This is a genomic window from Reyranella sp., assembly GCF_050185545.1.
GTDB lineage: Bacteria > Pseudomonadota > Alphaproteobacteria > Reyranellales > Reyranellaceae > Reyranella.
Map to the genome: position 1 here is coordinate 1 of NZ_JBFWZI010000079.1, position 15,803 is coordinate 15,803.

Annotated in this window: 13 protein-coding genes; 7 read left to right on the plus strand and 6 right to left on the minus strand. The window is 67.5% G+C overall.

Going from position 1 to position 15,803, the window contains the following annotated elements:
- Positions 1 to 314: 314 nt before the first annotated feature.
- Genes AB7O82_RS20535 through AB7O82_RS20545 form a run of 3 tightly spaced genes read left to right on the plus strand, consistent with a single transcriptional unit; the run spans position 315 to position 2,818 of the window.
- Positions 315 to 527, plus strand: coding sequence for a hypothetical protein (locus AB7O82_RS20535; RefSeq protein WP_428620036.1), 213 nt, complete (start codon positions 315 to 317; stop codon positions 525 to 527).
- An 18-nt stretch (positions 528 to 545) separates the two neighbouring features.
- Positions 546 to 1,601 (plus strand): AI-2E family transporter, encoded by a 1,056-nt coding sequence (locus tag AB7O82_RS20540; protein ID WP_428546516.1) that lies wholly within the window; start codon positions 546 to 548, stop codon positions 1,599 to 1,601.
- Entirely contained in the window at positions 1,598 to 2,818 is a 1,221-nt protein-coding gene (locus tag AB7O82_RS20545; RefSeq protein WP_428546513.1) for an META domain-containing protein, read from the plus strand. The genes AB7O82_RS20540 and AB7O82_RS20545 overlap by 4 nt, the downstream gene beginning before the upstream one ends.
- Positions 2,819 to 2,988: 170 nt before the next feature.
- Here AB7O82_RS20545 and AB7O82_RS20550 read toward each other — a convergent pair whose 3' ends face one another.
- From AB7O82_RS20550 to AB7O82_RS20560, 3 genes are all read right to left on the minus strand, one after another.
- Positions 2,989 to 4,575, minus strand: coding sequence for a hypothetical protein (locus AB7O82_RS20550; RefSeq protein ID WP_428620038.1), 1,587 nt, complete (start codon positions 4,573 to 4,575; stop codon positions 2,989 to 2,991).
- A 48-nt stretch (positions 4,576 to 4,623) separates the two neighbouring features.
- Entirely contained in the window at positions 4,624 to 5,436 is an 813-nt protein-coding gene (locus tag AB7O82_RS20555) for a universal stress protein (RefSeq protein WP_428546507.1), read from the minus strand.
- Between the two features lie 85 nt (positions 5,437 to 5,521).
- Positions 5,522 to 6,112: a cysteine hydrolase family protein gene (locus AB7O82_RS20560; RefSeq protein WP_428546504.1), complete on the minus strand. Its 591-nt coding sequence runs from the start codon at positions 6,110 to 6,112 to the stop codon at positions 5,522 to 5,524.
- A 524-nt stretch (positions 6,113 to 6,636) separates the two neighbouring features.
- Between AB7O82_RS20560 and AB7O82_RS20565 the strand changes: the two genes are divergently transcribed.
- From AB7O82_RS20565 to AB7O82_RS20580, 4 genes are all read left to right on the plus strand, one after another.
- Positions 6,637 to 8,376 carry an IlvD/Edd family dehydratase gene (locus AB7O82_RS20565; protein WP_428546502.1) on the plus strand — a complete coding sequence of 580 codons (1,740 nt, stop codon included), beginning with the start codon at positions 6,637 to 6,639 and terminating at the stop codon, positions 8,374 to 8,376.
- Positions 8,373 to 9,368: a glycosyltransferase family 2 protein gene (locus AB7O82_RS20570; RefSeq protein ID WP_428546499.1), complete on the plus strand. Its 996-nt coding sequence runs from the start codon at positions 8,373 to 8,375 to the stop codon at positions 9,366 to 9,368. Before AB7O82_RS20565 ends, AB7O82_RS20570 begins: the two co-directional genes overlap by 4 nt.
- Positions 9,369 to 9,495: 127 nt before the next feature.
- Positions 9,496 to 10,815 carry a tetratricopeptide repeat protein gene (locus tag AB7O82_RS20575; RefSeq protein WP_428546496.1) on the plus strand — a complete coding sequence of 440 codons (1,320 nt, stop codon included), beginning with the start codon at positions 9,496 to 9,498 and terminating at the stop codon, positions 10,813 to 10,815.
- A 17-nt stretch (positions 10,816 to 10,832) separates the two neighbouring features.
- Positions 10,833 to 13,709 carry a FecR domain-containing protein gene (locus AB7O82_RS20580; RefSeq protein WP_428546493.1) on the plus strand — a complete coding sequence of 959 codons (2,877 nt, stop codon included), beginning with the start codon at positions 10,833 to 10,835 and terminating at the stop codon, positions 13,707 to 13,709.
- A 231-nt stretch (positions 13,710 to 13,940) separates the two neighbouring features.
- Here AB7O82_RS20580 and mobB read toward each other — a convergent pair whose 3' ends face one another.
- The 3 genes from mobB to AB7O82_RS20595 form a co-directional block, all read right to left on the minus strand.
- Positions 13,941 to 14,429, minus strand: coding sequence for a molybdopterin-guanine dinucleotide biosynthesis protein B (gene mobB, locus AB7O82_RS20585; RefSeq protein WP_428546490.1), 489 nt, complete (start codon positions 14,427 to 14,429; stop codon positions 13,941 to 13,943).
- Positions 14,430 to 14,550: 121 nt separating this feature from the next.
- Entirely contained in the window at positions 14,551 to 15,423 is an 873-nt protein-coding gene (fdhD, locus tag AB7O82_RS20590; protein WP_428546487.1) for a formate dehydrogenase accessory sulfurtransferase FdhD, read from the minus strand.
- Entirely contained in the window at positions 15,420 to 15,803 is a 384-nt protein-coding gene (locus tag AB7O82_RS20595; RefSeq protein ID WP_428546484.1) for a hypothetical protein, read from the minus strand. The genes fdhD and AB7O82_RS20595 overlap by 4 nt, the downstream gene beginning before the upstream one ends.

Sequence of the window (15,803 nt, forward strand, 5' to 3'; positions counted from 1 at the left end):
CCGTGAAGTTCAGCAGCCAGTTTACGCCGCCTTCCGCACCGATATAGACGCCCGGCGCCGGAGACTGTGCCTGGGCCGCGACCGGCAGAACCATCAATGCGGCGGCAGCCACCAAAGCCTTCTTCATCCGATTTCTCCCCTGATCCGGCTTCCTGGAGATTGGGTCGTAAACACGGCAACATTCTATCTGTCTTGCCTAGGCACTGCAACTATAAGACAGCACTTGATAGGCTCCGAGTGTCGCGGCACCATCTCTTGTGGAGCCGGCCGTCGCACCCCGAAACCGAGCCATGACTGCCCAAATCAGCCTCATTATGGTCCAATTCCTGGAGTGGATCGCCGATCGGCCGCGCACCCGGTCGGATGTCATGGAAGCCTGGCGCAGCTCGTGCCCGCGCTTTCCGGTCTGGGAGGATGCCCTGGCGGACGGGCTGATCCGCCAGTACGGCGGCGAAACGGGCGAGCGCCGCGTCGAGCTGACCGAACGTGGCCGGATGGCGATCCAGCCCCTCCCGCCCCCGACCTAGACGGCGCCGGCCGCCCCCATGAGTCTGCAGCGCGCCGCCCTGTGGGCAATCGTGGTCGCGGCGGCGATCTACCTGATCGTGGCCGGTCGCGGCCTGCTGCTGCCATTCGTGCTGGGCGTCGTGCTTTGGTACATGGTCCATGCTCTGGCCGACGCGTTCGAGACGCCTCGGCTGGCAACGTGGCACCTGCCGCGGCCGCTGGCGCTTGCGGCCGCCGTCTGCGTCATGGCGGGCCTCGTCTGGGTGCTGGGCCGCACGATCGGCCACAACCTATCCGCCGTCGTCGACGCCGCCCCCAACTACGAGCATCGGCTGCAGGCCCTGATCGACCAGGGAGCACGCCTCGTCGGGGTCGATCAGGCACCGACCATCGGCGAGCTCTTCAATCGCATCAGCCTGACGGACTCGCTCGCCAGGCTTGCCGCCGCCACCGCCTCGATCGTCAGCGTGGCCGGCATCGTGTTGATCTACGCCGGCTTCCTGTTCGTCGAGCAGGTCCGCTTCCGCCGCAAGCTGGCGATCATCCTCGCCGAGCGCGACCACCAGGATCGCGTGCTCGCCGTGCTCGAGCGCATCGACCGGGATATCCGGACTTACATCCGCATCAAGACCATGCTCGCCACCGTGACCTCGGGGCTCGCCTACGTCGTGATGTCTTCGGTAGGTGTCGACTTCGCCGGCTTCTGGGCCGTCATGGTGTTCTTCTTCTATTACATCCCGACGGTCGGCTCTTTCCTTGCCATCGTCGCGCCGTCGCTCCTCACCCTGGTCCAGTTCGACGACCTGTCGCCGTTCCTGATCGTGCTGCTGGTCTTCGGGCCGATCCAGATCGTCACGGCCAACGTGATCGAGCCGGCCATCCTGGGCCGCTCGCTCAATCTTTCTCCGCTGGTCGTCATCGTTTCCCTGGTGGTATGGGGGACGGCCTGGGGCGTCGCCGGCATGTTCCTGTGCGTTCCGATCATGGTGGCCGGCCTCATCGTTTTGGCGCAATTCGAGGCTACACGACCGTTGGCCGTGCTGCTGTCCGCCGACGGCGACATCCCGAAGTCCGAGACCGTGGGGCGGCAATGAAACGACTGAGCTTCCTGGCGCTGCTGCTCGCCGCCGGATCGGCCTGGGGACAGGCTGCAACCCAGGCGCCGCCGGTGCGCGAAGCCGTCACCGAGGGACAGCCGCCCGGCCGCGAGGTCATGTATGCCTGCCCGGGCGGCACCGACTTCGCCGCCGTCTTCTCCGAGGAGGGTGAATTGGCGACCCTCACCGTGCCCGGCCAGCCCGATATCGAATTGTCGCGCCAGCGCTCCGGCTCGGGCTTCGCCTATGGCGATTCGTACTACGAGCTGCGCGGCCGCGGCCGCGAGGCGACACTGACCGCCGCAGGACGATCGATGCGCTGCCACGCCGTTGGTCGCCCCGGCGAGCCTCCGCGCACCTATGAGGGCGGCAAGCTCACGATCACGCTGTTCCCGGATGGCGTCTTTCGGCTGCGCGAACGGCGCGACGCCGGCGAGCCGAAGGTCGACATCGGCCAATGGATGCAGGAGGTCGATGGCGGCGTGCGCATGGTACTGCGCGGCGCGGCAGGGCAGCGCCGCGTCTTCCGCGAAGCCAATGGCGACCGCCTCGTCGCGGCCGACGGCACCGAGCTTGCCCGCGCCGCGACGCCGGACATGATAGACGACCAGTTCGAGCTGGGCGGTCTTTATCGCGACACGCCGTCCGGCGGCATGTTCGCCGAATGCCTGTCCGGCCGCACCTACACCATTGCTCCCGGTGGAGCGGAGCCGGAGCTCGAGAAGGCCTGGACGGAGGCGACTCCTTCGCGCGAGGCCAGCGTCTTCATTCGATTGCAGGGCAAGTTCCGTGACGGCGATCTCCATGCCGAGCGTTTCCTCGCGCTCGACGCCAATGCAACCTGTCCGGCACTGCCAGCGCGCAGCTCGGCGTTGCGCGACACCGAGTGGCGAGTCGTCGAGATCGACGGCGATCGTCCGAAGTTCGCCAACCGGCGACAGCAACCCTCGCTCCGGCTCGACAACCAGGGCAAGTTCACGGCCTCGACGGGATGCAATACGGTCGCCGGCACTTATCAGCTCGATCCCGAAGGCCTGCGCTTCGTCACCGAGGCCGCGCCACAGGCGCAATGCCCGGCAGCGGTGAGCGCCATCGAACGCCGTTACCTCGACGCTCTCGCCGCCGTTCGCCAGGCGCAGATTTCGAGCACGGTCCTCGACCTGATGGACCAGACCAACAAGCGACGCCTTCGCTTGGAGTCGCGCGGCCGTTAGTAGGGACATCTCCATCATTGCTGCGAGCGCGCCTCTCACAGGCGCTCACTTTGACGAAAGGAGGCGTCATTGCTGGGAGCGCGCCACTCCGATGGCGCTCTTCTTGCCGATCACACATCCATGAGCGCCATCGGAGTGGCGCGCTCCCAGCAATGACGCCTCCCGGCCACTCACGGCTGGGCGGACTGGTCGGCCTTGAGAATCAGGGCCTGGTCGTCGGCTTCGCGCAGGATGCGCAAGAACGGCAGGTTCCACGGCGTGGTCGCGTCGAGCTCGCGATCGATCTCACCGAACAGGCGCACATAGAGCTTCCACTCGGTCACGTCCTTCTCCAGAGGGATGCGGACGACTTCCCGCCAATCGAGGGCGCGCACGCCGGTCTTCGTCACCCGCTCGACCGATTTGTCGCGCACAAGGGTTGCCTCGAACCGGCCGATCGTCGCCGTTCGCGCCGCTCTGCTGACGGGTCGGGCGACCACGGCGACACAGATCTGGCCAGGCTCCTGCGGCGGCACGAACTCGACCGAGCCGCTGTTGAGCGACGGGTCGGTGACGTCGTCCTGCCATCCCAGCCGTTCGACGACGACGACGCGGCGCCGATCGGGTGCGAAGTGCCAGCCCGCGGGCGGGTCGAAGCAGCGCCGCAGGGTCCGGGTTTCGCCAACCGCCCCGCGCACCAAAATCTCGGGCGAGACGTGCGTGCTGGACTCCGATTCCGTCGTCACGACGCGCTGATCGAGAGCGAAGGCACCGGGCCGGTCCGGGAGGACCGTGAACACCAGCTGAAACGTCGCGACCCGGTGCGCGCGCCGCACCGAGAGCGTGCCGACCGCGAAGACCGAGCGCGCGGCGTCGGTCGCGAAAGCGGCACGAGGGACCGAAAAAATCAGGCGGTCCGGACCGATGACGGCGGCTCCCCGCCAGGCTCCCACCGCCAGGACAGGCGCAGCCCCCCCGGCGGGAGGCAGGTGGACGCCGAAGACCTCCACCTGCACGGGCGGATCTTCGCCACTCGCCACGGCAAAATCAGGCGCGTAGCGCGGCACCGTGGGCGATTGCGGCGTTGACGGCGACGTCGACGGAGGGGACTGCGTCCCGCCCGGCACCTGGGTCGGAGCCGGCAAGGTCCCCGGCGTCGACGACGGTGTCGCTGCGGACAGGGCCGGCAGTGACTCAGGCTGCAGCGCCTCGGCCGGCGACGGCCCCGATGGCAGGCGCGGAGTGAGAGCAAGCTCGCCGGTGGCCCGGCGCGGCGGCACGAAGCGCGGCGTGTAGGACAGGACCAGGGGCGCGTCATCCGACCCCGACAGCCGCTCCAGCGCGTCAGTCGCCCGCTCGGCTTCCCTGGCGGCGGCCAGCGTGGAGCCGGCGCCGGGCGACTCCAGGGCATCGCGCAGCGCCGCGTTCAGTCCGTCGAGCACGGCGAACGTTTGCCTCCGGCTTGCCGCGATGTCGCCGAAAGAGAGTGCCGTGTCGGCTTCGGCGCGCGCCAACACGGCATCGGTCAACAGGCTCGCCGTTCGAAAGGCCGGCAACAGGGCAAGCCGAGCCTCGCCGCCGGCGCGGGCCTGCAGGCGCGCCCGCTCGGCCGCAAGGGTCGCGATCCGTTCTCCCACCGTCGGACCGAGGCCCGCGGCTTCGTCGGCGTGCAGCGATCCCGACGCCGCTACCGCAAGCGTGCCCCAAAACAGGAGGGTCGCAATAAGGACGCGGCTTGCGTACCGCCGACCGTCGGCGTCGGTCGAACCAGACGTCATATTTTAAATTCTACCACGTCCGCCGGCAGCGACACCGGCGACGGATTGTCAGTACGAGAACAGGACCGGCAGCGGCGAATTCAGGATCAGATGCCGGGTCATGCCGCCGAAGATCATCTGGCGCAGCCGGCTCTGGGTATAGGCGCCTTTCAGGATCATGTCGGCGCCGCCGGCGATGGCCGTGTCGACGATCGTCTGCCCGGCCGACCGGTTGCCCGACTTGACGTGCTGGCTGGTGACGTTCAGCCCGTGGCTGCGCAGCGACTCGGCGATCTCAGCGGAGCTCGGTCCGGGTACCATGCCGCTCGGACCATCGACGCTCATCACGTCGATCGAATCGGCCTTGCTCAGGAACGGCATGGCGAGCGAGATCGCCCGTGCGCTCTCGGTCGATCCGTTCCAGGAAAACAGAATTCGCTTGCCCACCATGCCCTGGTAGCCGGCCGGAACGACCAGCACCGGCCGACCGGAGTCAAACAAGGCGGTCTCGAAGACGCTCTCCGGCATCTTGGGCAGCGGCCCCGGCTGCGGCATGACGATCAGCTCGTAGGCCCGTCCGATGGTGCCGATTGCCGTCGGCCCGCTGTCATCGGCCGACCGCCATTCCGAGCGGAGGCCGACGGCGCGCTGCTCGAAAGCCTGCTTGACGGCGCCGACACGCTGGCGCTCCTCGGCATCCTCCGCCAGCCCGCCGCCGATGGGAGCGCCCATCCCGGCATCCGCCCACGCCATGCTCATGACGCCGTAGGATGGCGGTTCCAATCCGACCAATCGCGCATCGAAAGCGCGCGCAAGCTTTGCCGCCAAATCGAAGGCCGCCGGATCTTCCGCAGTCCACGCCATGGTCAAGATCGACTTCATGACACGCCCTCCCCGTCTGGGCGCATCCTAACACGCGGCAGACGAGAGTTCAGCCGATCCGACGGTTCAGCCCATCCGATTGGCCTCAGCCGATCCGATTGGCCTCCGGCACGATCCATGCGAAGCGATCCGACAGCGCCGCCAGCGTAATGCGGTTGATGGCGTCGGCCGTGACGGTCGGTCCACCCGTGGCATCCGGCAGGTCTCGCGTCGCCACGGTGTCGGCCGCCACAGTGCACATGAACCCGTTATCCGTCGCCGAGCGCACCGTCGCCGAAACGCACATGTGGGTCATGAACCCGCCAACGATGAGATTCTTGCGGCCGATCACAGCCAGCTGCTTGGCGAGGTCGGTTCCCGCAAAGGCGTTCGGCAAGCCTTTGTCGACGATCGCCTCGCCGGCGCGCGGCGTCAGGGCGGACACGATCTCGTAACCGGTCGACGTCGGATTGAACGCCTTGCCCTTGGACTGGTGGCGCACATGGACGACCGGCGCGCCCGCAGCCCGGGCCTTGTCGAGCAAGCAAGCCAGCGCCTCGATTGCCGGCTGAACACCGGGCAGCGGCATCAAGCCGTCCGTGTATTCTCGCTGAGCATCGATGATCAGCAGGATGCCGTCCGCCATGGTCGCAGGCGTTGGCGTCATCCCCGCCATTTGCAGCATGGTCATTGCCATGTTCGTCCTCATTGCATCTTCAGGGTTGCATTACTCGTTGGCCTATCAACGCTGACAATATTCGGTTTGGCAAGCCCTTTCTCGAAATAATTCGCACAGGCACCACGTTGGCAGCCCGACCTGACCAAACAATTACGTGAGCTGTGACTTCCGATCTTTCAGGGTCGAGCCGGCAATCGGTGCAAGACAAACCTCCCCCGTCATCGGGGGTGGTGCCCCGAAGGGGGCGGAGGGGAAAGGCCGCAGACAGGATGCTTCGCACTCCGACGTCGGACTCGGAGACATCTCGGCTGTGGCTTTCCCCCTCCGACCCTACGCGCCGCCTCCCCCGATTACGGGGGACACACCCAGCACGCCCGGCGCGCACGACGATGGTGAGAAAATAGAAGCCGTAACCCGCCCCTATTTTCATAGGAGGATAGTGGCCAATCGCGAATGCCCTGCCTGTCGCCCGGGCGTGCGCCGTGCTCTGGCATGGCCTCGATCGACCTGACAAAATACGGCCGGTCAGGAGAGATACAGCCATGGCTTCCCGCAAACGACGCGTCCCCGGCGCGCCCAGGCCCACCGGCCTGCGTCAAGGCCTCGCCACCTATGGTGACGCGGGCTTTTCCCTGTTTCTGCGCAAGGCCTTCATCAAGGCCGGCGGATATTCGGACGACGCGCTCGATCGGCCGATCGTCGGGATCACCAACACCTTCAGCGACTACAACCCCTGCCACGGCAACGTGCCGGACCTGATCGAGGCGGTGAAGCGCGGCGTCATGCTCGCCGGCGCCTTGCCCATGGTCTTCCCGACGATCTCGATCCACGAAAGCTTTTCGCACCCGACCAGCATGTTCCTGCGCAACCTCATGTCGATCGACACCGAGGAGATGATTCGCGCCCAGCCGATGGACTCGGTCGTGCTGATCGGCGGCTGCGACAAGACCTTGCCGGCACAGCTCATGGCGGCCGCCAGTGCCGACCGGCCGGCGGTCGTGCTGCCGGTGGGCCCGATGCTGGTCGGTCATTTCAAGGGCGAGGTCTTGGGCGCCTGCACCGACTGTCGCCGCTTGTGGGGCCAGTATCGCGCCGGTACCTTCTCCGAGTCCGACATCGAGCAGGTGAGCGAGCGCCTGGCGCCGACCAAGGGTACGTGCATGGTTATGGGCACGGCCAGCACCATGGGCTGCATCGTCGAGGCGCTCGGCATGGGCCTGCCGGGCAGCGGCTCGATTCCCGCCACCCATTCCGACCGGCTGCGGGTCGCCGAGGCGACCGGACGGTTGGCCGCCGAGATGGCCAAGAAGCAGGGGCCGAAGCCCAGCGAGATCATGACCGCTGCCGCCTTCCGCAACGCTCTCACCGTGCTGCAGGCGATCGGCGGCTCGACCAACGGGCTGGTCCATCTCACCGCCGTGGCGCGCCGCCTCGGCGTCGAGATCGCGCTGGAAGAGTTCGACGAGATCGGACGAAACGTTCCCGTCCTGGTCGACCTCAAGCCGTCGGGCGACCACTACATGGAGCATTTCCATTGGGCCGGCGGCAACTCCCGGCTGATGCGCGAGATCCGCAGCCAACTCGACGAAAAATGCCGGACCGTCTCCGGGCGCACCCTGAAGCAGGTGATCGACGCCGCCGAGATGGTGCCCGGCCAGACCGTCATCCGCACGCCCAGGAATCCCATCAAGCCACAAGGCGGCATGGCGGTGTTGCGCGGCAACCTTGCGCCGCGCGGCGCGGTGATCAAGCACGCTGCCGCCTCGCCCAACCTGCTGAGCCACACCGGACGCGCCGTGGTCTTCGACTCGCTGGAGGACCTCGCCGCCCGCGGCGACGATCCGGCACTCGACGTGGCAGCGGACGACATCCTGGTGTTGCGTAACGCCGGGCCGAAGGGGGCGCCGGGTATGCCCGAAGCGGGCTCGTTTCCCATCCCCATGAAGCTCGCGCGCGCCGGCGTGAAGGACATGATCCGCATCTCCGATGCGCGCATGAGCGGCACCGCGTTCGGCACGATCGTGCTGCACGTGGCGCCGGAAGCTGCGGTCGGCGGTCCGCTCGCCCTCGTGCAGACGGGCGATCGCATCACGCTCGACGTGCCCAAGCGCCGTCTGGAGCTGCTGGTCAGCGCCAAGGAGCTAGCCCAGCGGCGCAAGGCCTGGAAGCCGCCCGCGCCACACGCCGGCAGCGATCGCGGCTACACCGGCCTGTTCCACAGGGAGGTGCTGCAGGCCGACCAGGGCGTCGACTTCGACTTCCTCGGTCCGGCCAAGCCGTGAGCGAGGCAAGCCTTCCGGACATCTCGGTCGTCGTCACCTGCTACAATTGCCGCGACTACGTCGCCGACGCCATTCGCTCGGTGGCGAATCAGACGCTGCGCGGCTTCCAGTGCGTGATCGTCGACGACGCGTCGACCGACGACTCGGCGGAGGTCGTGCAGCGGACGCTCGACGAACTCGCCGATTCCCGGTTCTCCCTCATCCGCCTCGACAAGAATGTCGGGCAGTCCGGGGCGACGCGGCGTGGGCTGGCCGCGACCAGCGGCACCTTCGTCTGCTTCCTCGATTCGGACGATCTCTGGAATGCCGATTTCCTCGAACGCCACCTCGCCGCGCATCTCAACGAGACGTACGCGGTGGGCTTCACCGCCTGCAACGCCCGGCTGATCGACGGCCGCGGCAAGCTGATCGCCGGCTGCGTCTACTGGTTCGGCCGCGAGCGCGCCAGCGCCGACCGCGATCGCGCCTTCGCGGCCATCGACCCGGCGCGGGTGCCCAAAGTCGATCCGGCGGCCGGCACCGTACGCTGGCAATCGCAGACGCCGTACCGGCTGTACACCAGCCGCGTCGTGCACTGGGTCTGGGTCAGCACCTCGTCGATGATGTTCCGCCGCTCGCTGATCGACCTGGTGTTCCCCGAGGACGACGAAACCTACCGCCTGCACATGGACTTCTACGTCGTGGTCATGGCGCAGATGGTGGCGGGCTCGCTGCTGATCGACGACGCGCTCTACGCCTATCGCCTGCACGGCCGCAACGGCGCCGCCGACAATCCGGTCCTGGGCGGACGGCTGCACCTGTCGAGCCGCAACTGGGGCAACACCTATGCCGTGATGCTCGACCGCATGCTGGCCACCATGCTGCGCGAGCGTGACCGTTTCGTCGGCGCTCTGGGCGAGCGGCAGTATCGCCGCATGCTGTTGCGCATGCGGGCAGCGCGCGCCGCCTGGCCGATCTCCTGGCTCCTGGTGGCCCGCAGCTGGCTGGTATGACAGCGGCTGTGCAACGGACCGGGGCGATCCGGGCCCTCACCTTGCCTGCGAGAACCCGTCGCGTTATTGTCATCCAAGGGGAGACAGGACGCAGTTGGAGGTACTTCGGCGGCTTGGCGTACTGGTCATGGCGGCGGCACTTTTTGCCGTCGGCCAGCCTGCGATCGCCCAACAGACGCCGGCGGCCGGCAGCGAGCGCGGCCGCGAGTACGACGCCGCCTTCCAGGCCATGATGCAGCAGCCGGCGAACCTGGACGTCCTGTTCAAGTTCGCCACGGTGGCGGCACAGGTCGGCGACATGGAAGGCGCGATCTCGGCGCTGGAGCGCATGCTGCTGATCAACCCCGACCTGCCGCGCGTGCGCCTCGAGCTCGGCGTCCTGTATTTCCGCCTGGGCTCCTACGAGATCGCCAACACCTACCTCGAGACCGCCCTCGCCTCGCCCGCGGTGCCACCCGACGTGCGGGCGCGCGCCGAGCAGTTCATGGCCGAGGTCCGCAAGCGCCAGAGCCCGTCGCGCTTCTTCGGCGAGATCTTCGGCGGCGTGCGCTACCAGTCCAACGCCAATCTCGGTCCGCCGACCTCGAGCGTGCGGCTGTTCGGCCAGACCGCGAACCTCAACCAGTCGTCGATCGGCACCGCCGACTGGGGCGTCATCACCTCGGGCTTCATCCGGCACGTCTACGACCTCGGGACGCAGGATCGCGCCGCGCTGGAGACGCAGCTGACCGGCTACGTCAACCGCCAGTTCCAGATCTCGGCGGCCAACGTGTCGATCATCGACCTGACTTCGGGGCCGCGCTTCCAGGTCCTTCAGGGAATCGCCGAGGACGTCAGCGTCAAGCCCTTCTTCACCGGCGGCTACATCTGGGTCAACGACACGCCGTTCTACGGCGCCTTCGGCGCCGGCCTCGAGGTCGGCACCCTGATCACCGACCGGCTGCGCAACACGTCGAATTTCGTGTGGCGGCGGCAGATGCATCCCGACACCTGGTACGTGCCGACCAACAACCAGTTCACCGGCTGGGAGTATTCCGGAAACACGACCTTCCAGTACCAGATCAACGAAGCCCTCTCCCTGTTCACCAACGGCAACGCCCAGCGCTTCCAGACCGACAATGCGCCGTGGCAAAGCTACCAGCTCTACGGGGTCGGCGGCGGCATGAGCTTCCGGTTCCCCGACCCCCTGTTCAAGAGTGAGCTGGCGTGGAGCATCGGCGTCTCGGTCAACCTGCAATGGTGGGCCTACGATCAGCCCGACATCGTCATCGACCCGTCGGTCAACCGCCTGCAAAACGACACAATCCTCAACATAACGTTGGCCATACCATTCGACGAGCGGACGACCTTCACGCTGTCAGCCGGGCGGTTCGTCAGGGGGGCAAGCCTGCCCAACTACGAGTTCGTGAACAACAGCGTGCTCATGGGTGTGGGTTGGCGCTTCTGAGGATCTGAGGAGGTCCAATGGCGAAAACGGCGTCTGGCGGCTCCCGCAGGGTGCGCGCCGCCCTGCTCGGCCCCCTGCTCGGCGTGACCGCGATCTCCACCCTGGGGCTTTCGCTTGGCCTCGGCGAAGCCTACGCGAAGGTCGGCGTCACCTCGGCCACCGACGGCGATCCGCTCGGCAAGCCGCCGCAGCAGAACGAGCGCATCCTGCGCATCGGCATCGACGTCCAGGCCAACGAACTGATCACCACCCGGGCGAACGATCGCGCCCATCTGGTGTTCCTCGACGGAACCTCGCTGACCGTCGGGCCCAACGCCCAGCTCACCATCGACAGGTTCGTGTTCGATCCGGCGAGCAGCACCGGCGAGCTCGCCGTCAACGCGACGCGCGGCGTGTTCCGTCTTGTCGGCGGCAAGATCAGTAAGGCCAAGCCGATCACGGTGACCACGCCGTCGAGCACCATCGGCATTCGCGGCGGCATCATGCTGGGCGAAGTGCAGCCGACAAGCACCAAGGCGACCTTCGTCTTCGGCACCAGGATGACGGTGACGGCCAACGGCAGCACACAGACCGTCCTGCGTCCCGGTTTTCAGATCATAACCTCCCTGGGAGGGACGCCGGGCCAGCCGACCAAGGCCAACGCGGCGAGCTACTCCAGCCAGCTGACACAGCTCGAGGGCAACGTTGGCCAGGGCCCCGGCGGCGGCCCGGGCTCGGGTCCCCCACCCTATGGCGGCGTGAATCCCGACCAGATTGCCCAGACCTCGGGCTTCGCTAGCCAGAACTCCGGCAAGCCGGGCGGCACCTATGCCCAGCCACCGGTCACGAACAATTTCGGCACGGGACCAGGACCGACCAACCGCAACCCCAACAACACGATCTCGACCGCGCTGGCGAACGCCAACACCGATCAGCAGTTCACCCAGGGCTTGCAACAGGCGGGGACGCTGCAGCAATCGGGCAGCGGCCCGCAGATCCCCAACCCGCCCGGCCCGGTGACCACGGTCATCGTGACCCGCGGGAAGTTCGCGCAGGAACCCCGGTTCACCAACTTCAACAACAGCACGCTCGGCGTCACCCCGGTCGCCCAGAACAATGTCCTGTTGCAGCCGACCGGCACGCGGACGAACGGCACGGCGACCTTCAACCTGGCGGACAACCGGTCGTTTTCCGTTCCCTGGCAGCCCAGCGAAGCGCCCTACGCCATCAGTTTCACCCATCCGGACCTGGGCCTCTTGAACGGCACCGGCTTCGTCAGCCAGACGGGCGATTTCTTCGCCTTCGTCTTCACCGACGCTGCCGGCACCCGGATGGGCTTTGTCGGCGGGACGCCGACCACCATGGCGCAGTTCCCGACTCAGGGGTTTGCGACCCACGTCCTCTCGTCGCTCGAATCCAACGGCCGCCTGCCGTTCTCGAACCTGGCAGTCGGCAACGATCCGGCCTTGCGGGGGGCCGCCTCGGTGTCGCCGCTCTACTCGGCCTATTCCACCCAGACGACCGGCGCCATCGGCTCGCCCGCTCCAGGCCCCCAGCGCGCCATGTCGATGCAATCGACGGTATCGATCGCCGGCCAGGGCGCCAGCCAGAAATCCTACATGGGCGTGTTCATCGGCGACTACTTCCGCGACTACAACAACAACACCGCCTTCAACTCGGGCACGTTCCAGAGCACCTATCGGATGGACGGCAGCCAGCCGATCGGCCGCCAGGTCTCGAGCGAGTCGACCTTCGACACCGGTGGCGGCAACTCGATCTATGGCAACAACGCCCAGACGATGGTGTTCACCAACGACGGCGCCCGCTCCAACATCGAGACCAGCCAGGGTCTCATCTCCAAGGGCACCACGTCGCGCACGCCGCAGGCCTCCTTCGACCAGCCCTACACCAACCTGAACGGCACGCCGTACATCGTCGACACGGTGGCGACCCGGACGCCGACGGCGGGTTCGGTCGGCCAGACCCGGACCGACCGCCAGCTGACCGGCTTCGTCGGCGGCATCGCCGAAGGCATGAGTCCCAACGGCAACATCTCGAGCCGGCAGTTCGGCGGCGAGATCGCCCTGCAGACCAGCGCCACCAACAACCGGGCCGCGGCGACGATCACGATCAACCAGTGGGACGGCACGTCGACCTCGGCGACGTTCCAGCTCGGCGGCACCTCCGGCCAGACCTTCGCGACAAGCGCCTTCATCGACGATCGGACCTACGCCCTGCGCGACCGCTCGCCCGACCTGTTCGCCACCCAGACGACCAGCGTCACGTCTCACGGCATCACCTCGAGCGGGACCGACGTTCAGTCCCGGACGGCGATGGTCAGCTACAATGCTGCGCCGACTCCCGAGTTCTTCGCCGCGCAGGGCGTGACGCCCTGCACCTGCGATTTCATGACCTGGGGCTGGTGGGGTGGCGACGTCCGCTACAATCCGGGCAGCTCGTATAATCCCAACGGCCGCGACCGGCTGAATCTGGCAACTTATGTTGCCGGCACCGTGACCCCGGTGGCCCAGCTCAACCAGATGACCGGCAGCGCGAGCTATACCGGGCACCTGGTCGGCAGTGTCCAGAACGGCGTCAACAGCTACCAGGCCGCCGGCAGCTACACCAACCAGTGGAACTTCGGGAGCCGCACGGGTATCGCGACGGTGAACTTCGACGGCGCGAGCTTCGGTGGCGGCATCACGCCCAACACGATCGGCAGCATCTCGAATTCGAACTTCCAGACCATCGCCCCCATGGCGGCGACCAATGGCGGCCTGGCCGCCGGCCGCAGCCTGAACCTGAACGGGTCGTTCACGTCGTCGGCCAGCACCGTGGCGGCGGGGCAGATGGGCAACTTCAGCATTACCGGCCCGAACTACCAGGCCGGCGGCTCCTTCGCCGCGCAGAAGTAGCGCCTCTTCCATTCTCCTCCCCAGCTTCGGCGAAGCTGGGCAGGTGTCCGCGTAATCGCGGACAGAGGGGTCATGATCTTCTTGGACCGCGGGCGTCTCGCCCGCTCATGATCATGGTGATGAAGACGACGAGCGGGCGAGACGCCCGCGGTCCGGAAGACTCATGATCCCTCCGTCGCCGTAAAACGGCGACACCTCCCCAGCGAAGCCGGGGAGGAGAAAATATGGCGCCTATGCTTCCAGGCGGCTGGTGATGAAGTCGGCGATCGCCGCGATGTCGTCGCGGCGGAACCAGGGCAGGTGCGCCTCGGCTGGCGGCTCGTCCGAGGCGATCGCCACGATGGCGGGATCGCTGGCCGCCATCGGCTCGCCCGGGCCGGCGCGCACCTCGATCTTGAGGTGGGATTCACGCTTATAACCTTCGATCAGCACGAGGTCGGCCGGCGATAGCCGCTCCAGCACCTGCGACAGCGCGGGCTCGCCCTGCTCGCACATGATGGCGTAGCGCAGGCCGCCGACCAGGGCCACCTCGGTCGCGCCGGCCGCCCGATGGCGGGCCGAGTCGGTGCCCGGCTGGTCGATATCGACGGCGTGATGCGCATGCTTGACCGTGTTCACGGTCCAGCCGCGCCGGACGAACTCGGCGACCAGCCGCTCGACGAGCGTCGTCTTCCCCGAATTCTTCCAGCCGGTGACGCCGAAGATTCGCCGGGCCGTCATGGTCGTTTTCAAGAGATCATTGCTGGGAGCGCGCCACTCCGATGGCGCTCTTCCTCGTTGATCACATATCCCATGAGCGCCATCGGAGTGGCGCGCTCCCAGCAATGATGACCCCGCCGGCTCATGGCACGATCAGGTCCGCATGGGCGTAGGCGGTCAGCCGGCCGCTGCGCACGAAAGCGACCAGGACGATGCCGGCCTCCTCGGCGATCTCGATGGCAAGCGACGTCGGCGCCGAGACCGCGGCGATCGCCGCCGCGCCGATCGCGGCCGCCTTGTGCACCATCTCGTAGGAGCAGCGGCTGGTCACCACCACGAAGCCGCCCGGCGCGACGGTGCCGGGCGTGGCGCTCTCCAGCCTCGCCAGCGCCCCGGCGAGCTTGTCGAGCGCATTGTGCCGACCGACATCCTCGCGCGCGGCAATCAGCGTGCCGTCGGCGGTCGCCCAGCCCGCGGCATGGGTCGCTCCATTCGAGCGGTTGATGTGCTGCCACTCCGGCAGAGCAGCCATCGCCCGTTCGATGGCGCGGCGCTGCACCGTGCCCCGCCACGCCACCTGCGTCACCGGACGCAGGGCCTCGGCGATGCTGTCGACCCCGCACAGGCCGCATCCGGTGCGTCCCGCCAGGGTCCGGCGCCGCTCCTGGAGCGCCGCCATGCGCTGGTTGGCGATCCTGAGATGGACCTCGATGCCGCGGCCGTCGGGCCTCGGGTCCTCCTCGTCGATCTCGATGTCGTAGATCTCCGACGGCCTCTCGACGATCCGCTCGGTGAGCGTGAAACCGCGGGCGAAGTCCTCGAGGTCGCACGGCGTCGCCATCATCACGGCATGGCTGATCCCGTTGTAGACCAGGGCCACCGCGACCTCCTCGGCCACAACCTCGTCGAGCAGCTCCTCGCCGGCGGCGGTGAGCCGGCGCGCGGCGCGATGGATGGAGCCACTGTCGGTTCCGGCAGGCCCCTGGCCGGCCGTCGCGCGGCCGCGATCGCTCATCGCGCCACCTCGTCGATGCGCAAGTGACGTCCGTCGCGGTCGAAGAACAGGCCGCGGTTGAGGGCCAGCGGGTCGGCCGCCACGTCGGCCTCGACGTCGCGCAGCCTGCGCGCCGCCATCGCGTCATCGAGCGGTCCGCCGGCGGTGTCGAGGCCGACGAAGAAGGCCACGCCGTCCCAGGGCGTGCGGGCGCTGTCGAGCAATCGGCGCATATCGTCCCAACCGAGGTCGTCCCCAACGAGATGGGCATAGCTCGACTTCACGGCAACGACCTCGTCCCCCTGGATGCGCACCAGCACGATGAACAGGGTGAACGGACCGGTATCGGCGAATTGCGCGGCGAGCCATTGCTCGAAATCGCCGGGGACCGTCGCGGTCAT

What these genes read in the sequence shown, in the direction of transcription:
- AB7O82_RS20535 (WP_428620036.1), top strand. Translation starts at nt 315, where the DNA reads ATGGTCCAATTCCTGGAGTGGATCGCCGATCGGCCGCGCACCCGGTCG.
- AB7O82_RS20540 (WP_428546516.1), top strand. Translation starts at nt 546, where the DNA reads ATGAGTCTGCAGCGCGCCGCCCTGTGGGCAATCGTGGTCGCGGCGGCG.
- AB7O82_RS20545 (WP_428546513.1), top strand. Translation starts at nt 1,598, where the DNA reads ATGAAACGACTGAGCTTCCTGGCGCTGCTGCTCGCCGCCGGATCGGCC.
- AB7O82_RS20550 (WP_428620038.1), bottom strand. Translation starts at nt 4,575, where the DNA reads ATGACGTCTGGTTCGACCGACGCCGACGGTCGGCGGTACGCAAGCCGC.
- AB7O82_RS20555 (WP_428546507.1), bottom strand. Translation starts at nt 5,436, where the DNA reads ATGAAGTCGATCTTGACCATGGCGTGGACTGCGGAAGATCCGGCGGCC.
- AB7O82_RS20560 (WP_428546504.1), bottom strand. Translation starts at nt 6,112, where the DNA reads ATGGCAATGACCATGCTGCAAATGGCGGGGATGACGCCAACGCCTGCG.
- AB7O82_RS20565 (WP_428546502.1), top strand. Translation starts at nt 6,637, where the DNA reads ATGGCTTCCCGCAAACGACGCGTCCCCGGCGCGCCCAGGCCCACCGGC.
- AB7O82_RS20575 (WP_428546496.1), top strand. Translation starts at nt 9,496, where the DNA reads ATGGCGGCGGCACTTTTTGCCGTCGGCCAGCCTGCGATCGCCCAACAG.
- AB7O82_RS20580 (WP_428546493.1), top strand. Translation starts at nt 10,833, where the DNA reads ATGGCGAAAACGGCGTCTGGCGGCTCCCGCAGGGTGCGCGCCGCCCTG.
- mobB (WP_428546490.1), bottom strand. Translation starts at nt 14,429, where the DNA reads ATGACGGCCCGGCGAATCTTCGGCGTCACCGGCTGGAAGAATTCGGGG.
- fdhD (WP_428546487.1), bottom strand. Translation starts at nt 15,423, where the DNA reads ATGAGCGATCGCGGCCGCGCGACGGCCGGCCAGGGGCCTGCCGGAACC.
- AB7O82_RS20595 (WP_428546484.1), bottom strand. Translation starts at nt 15,803, where the DNA reads ATGACCGCGACGGTCCCCGGCGATTTCGAGCAATGGCTCGCCGCGCAA.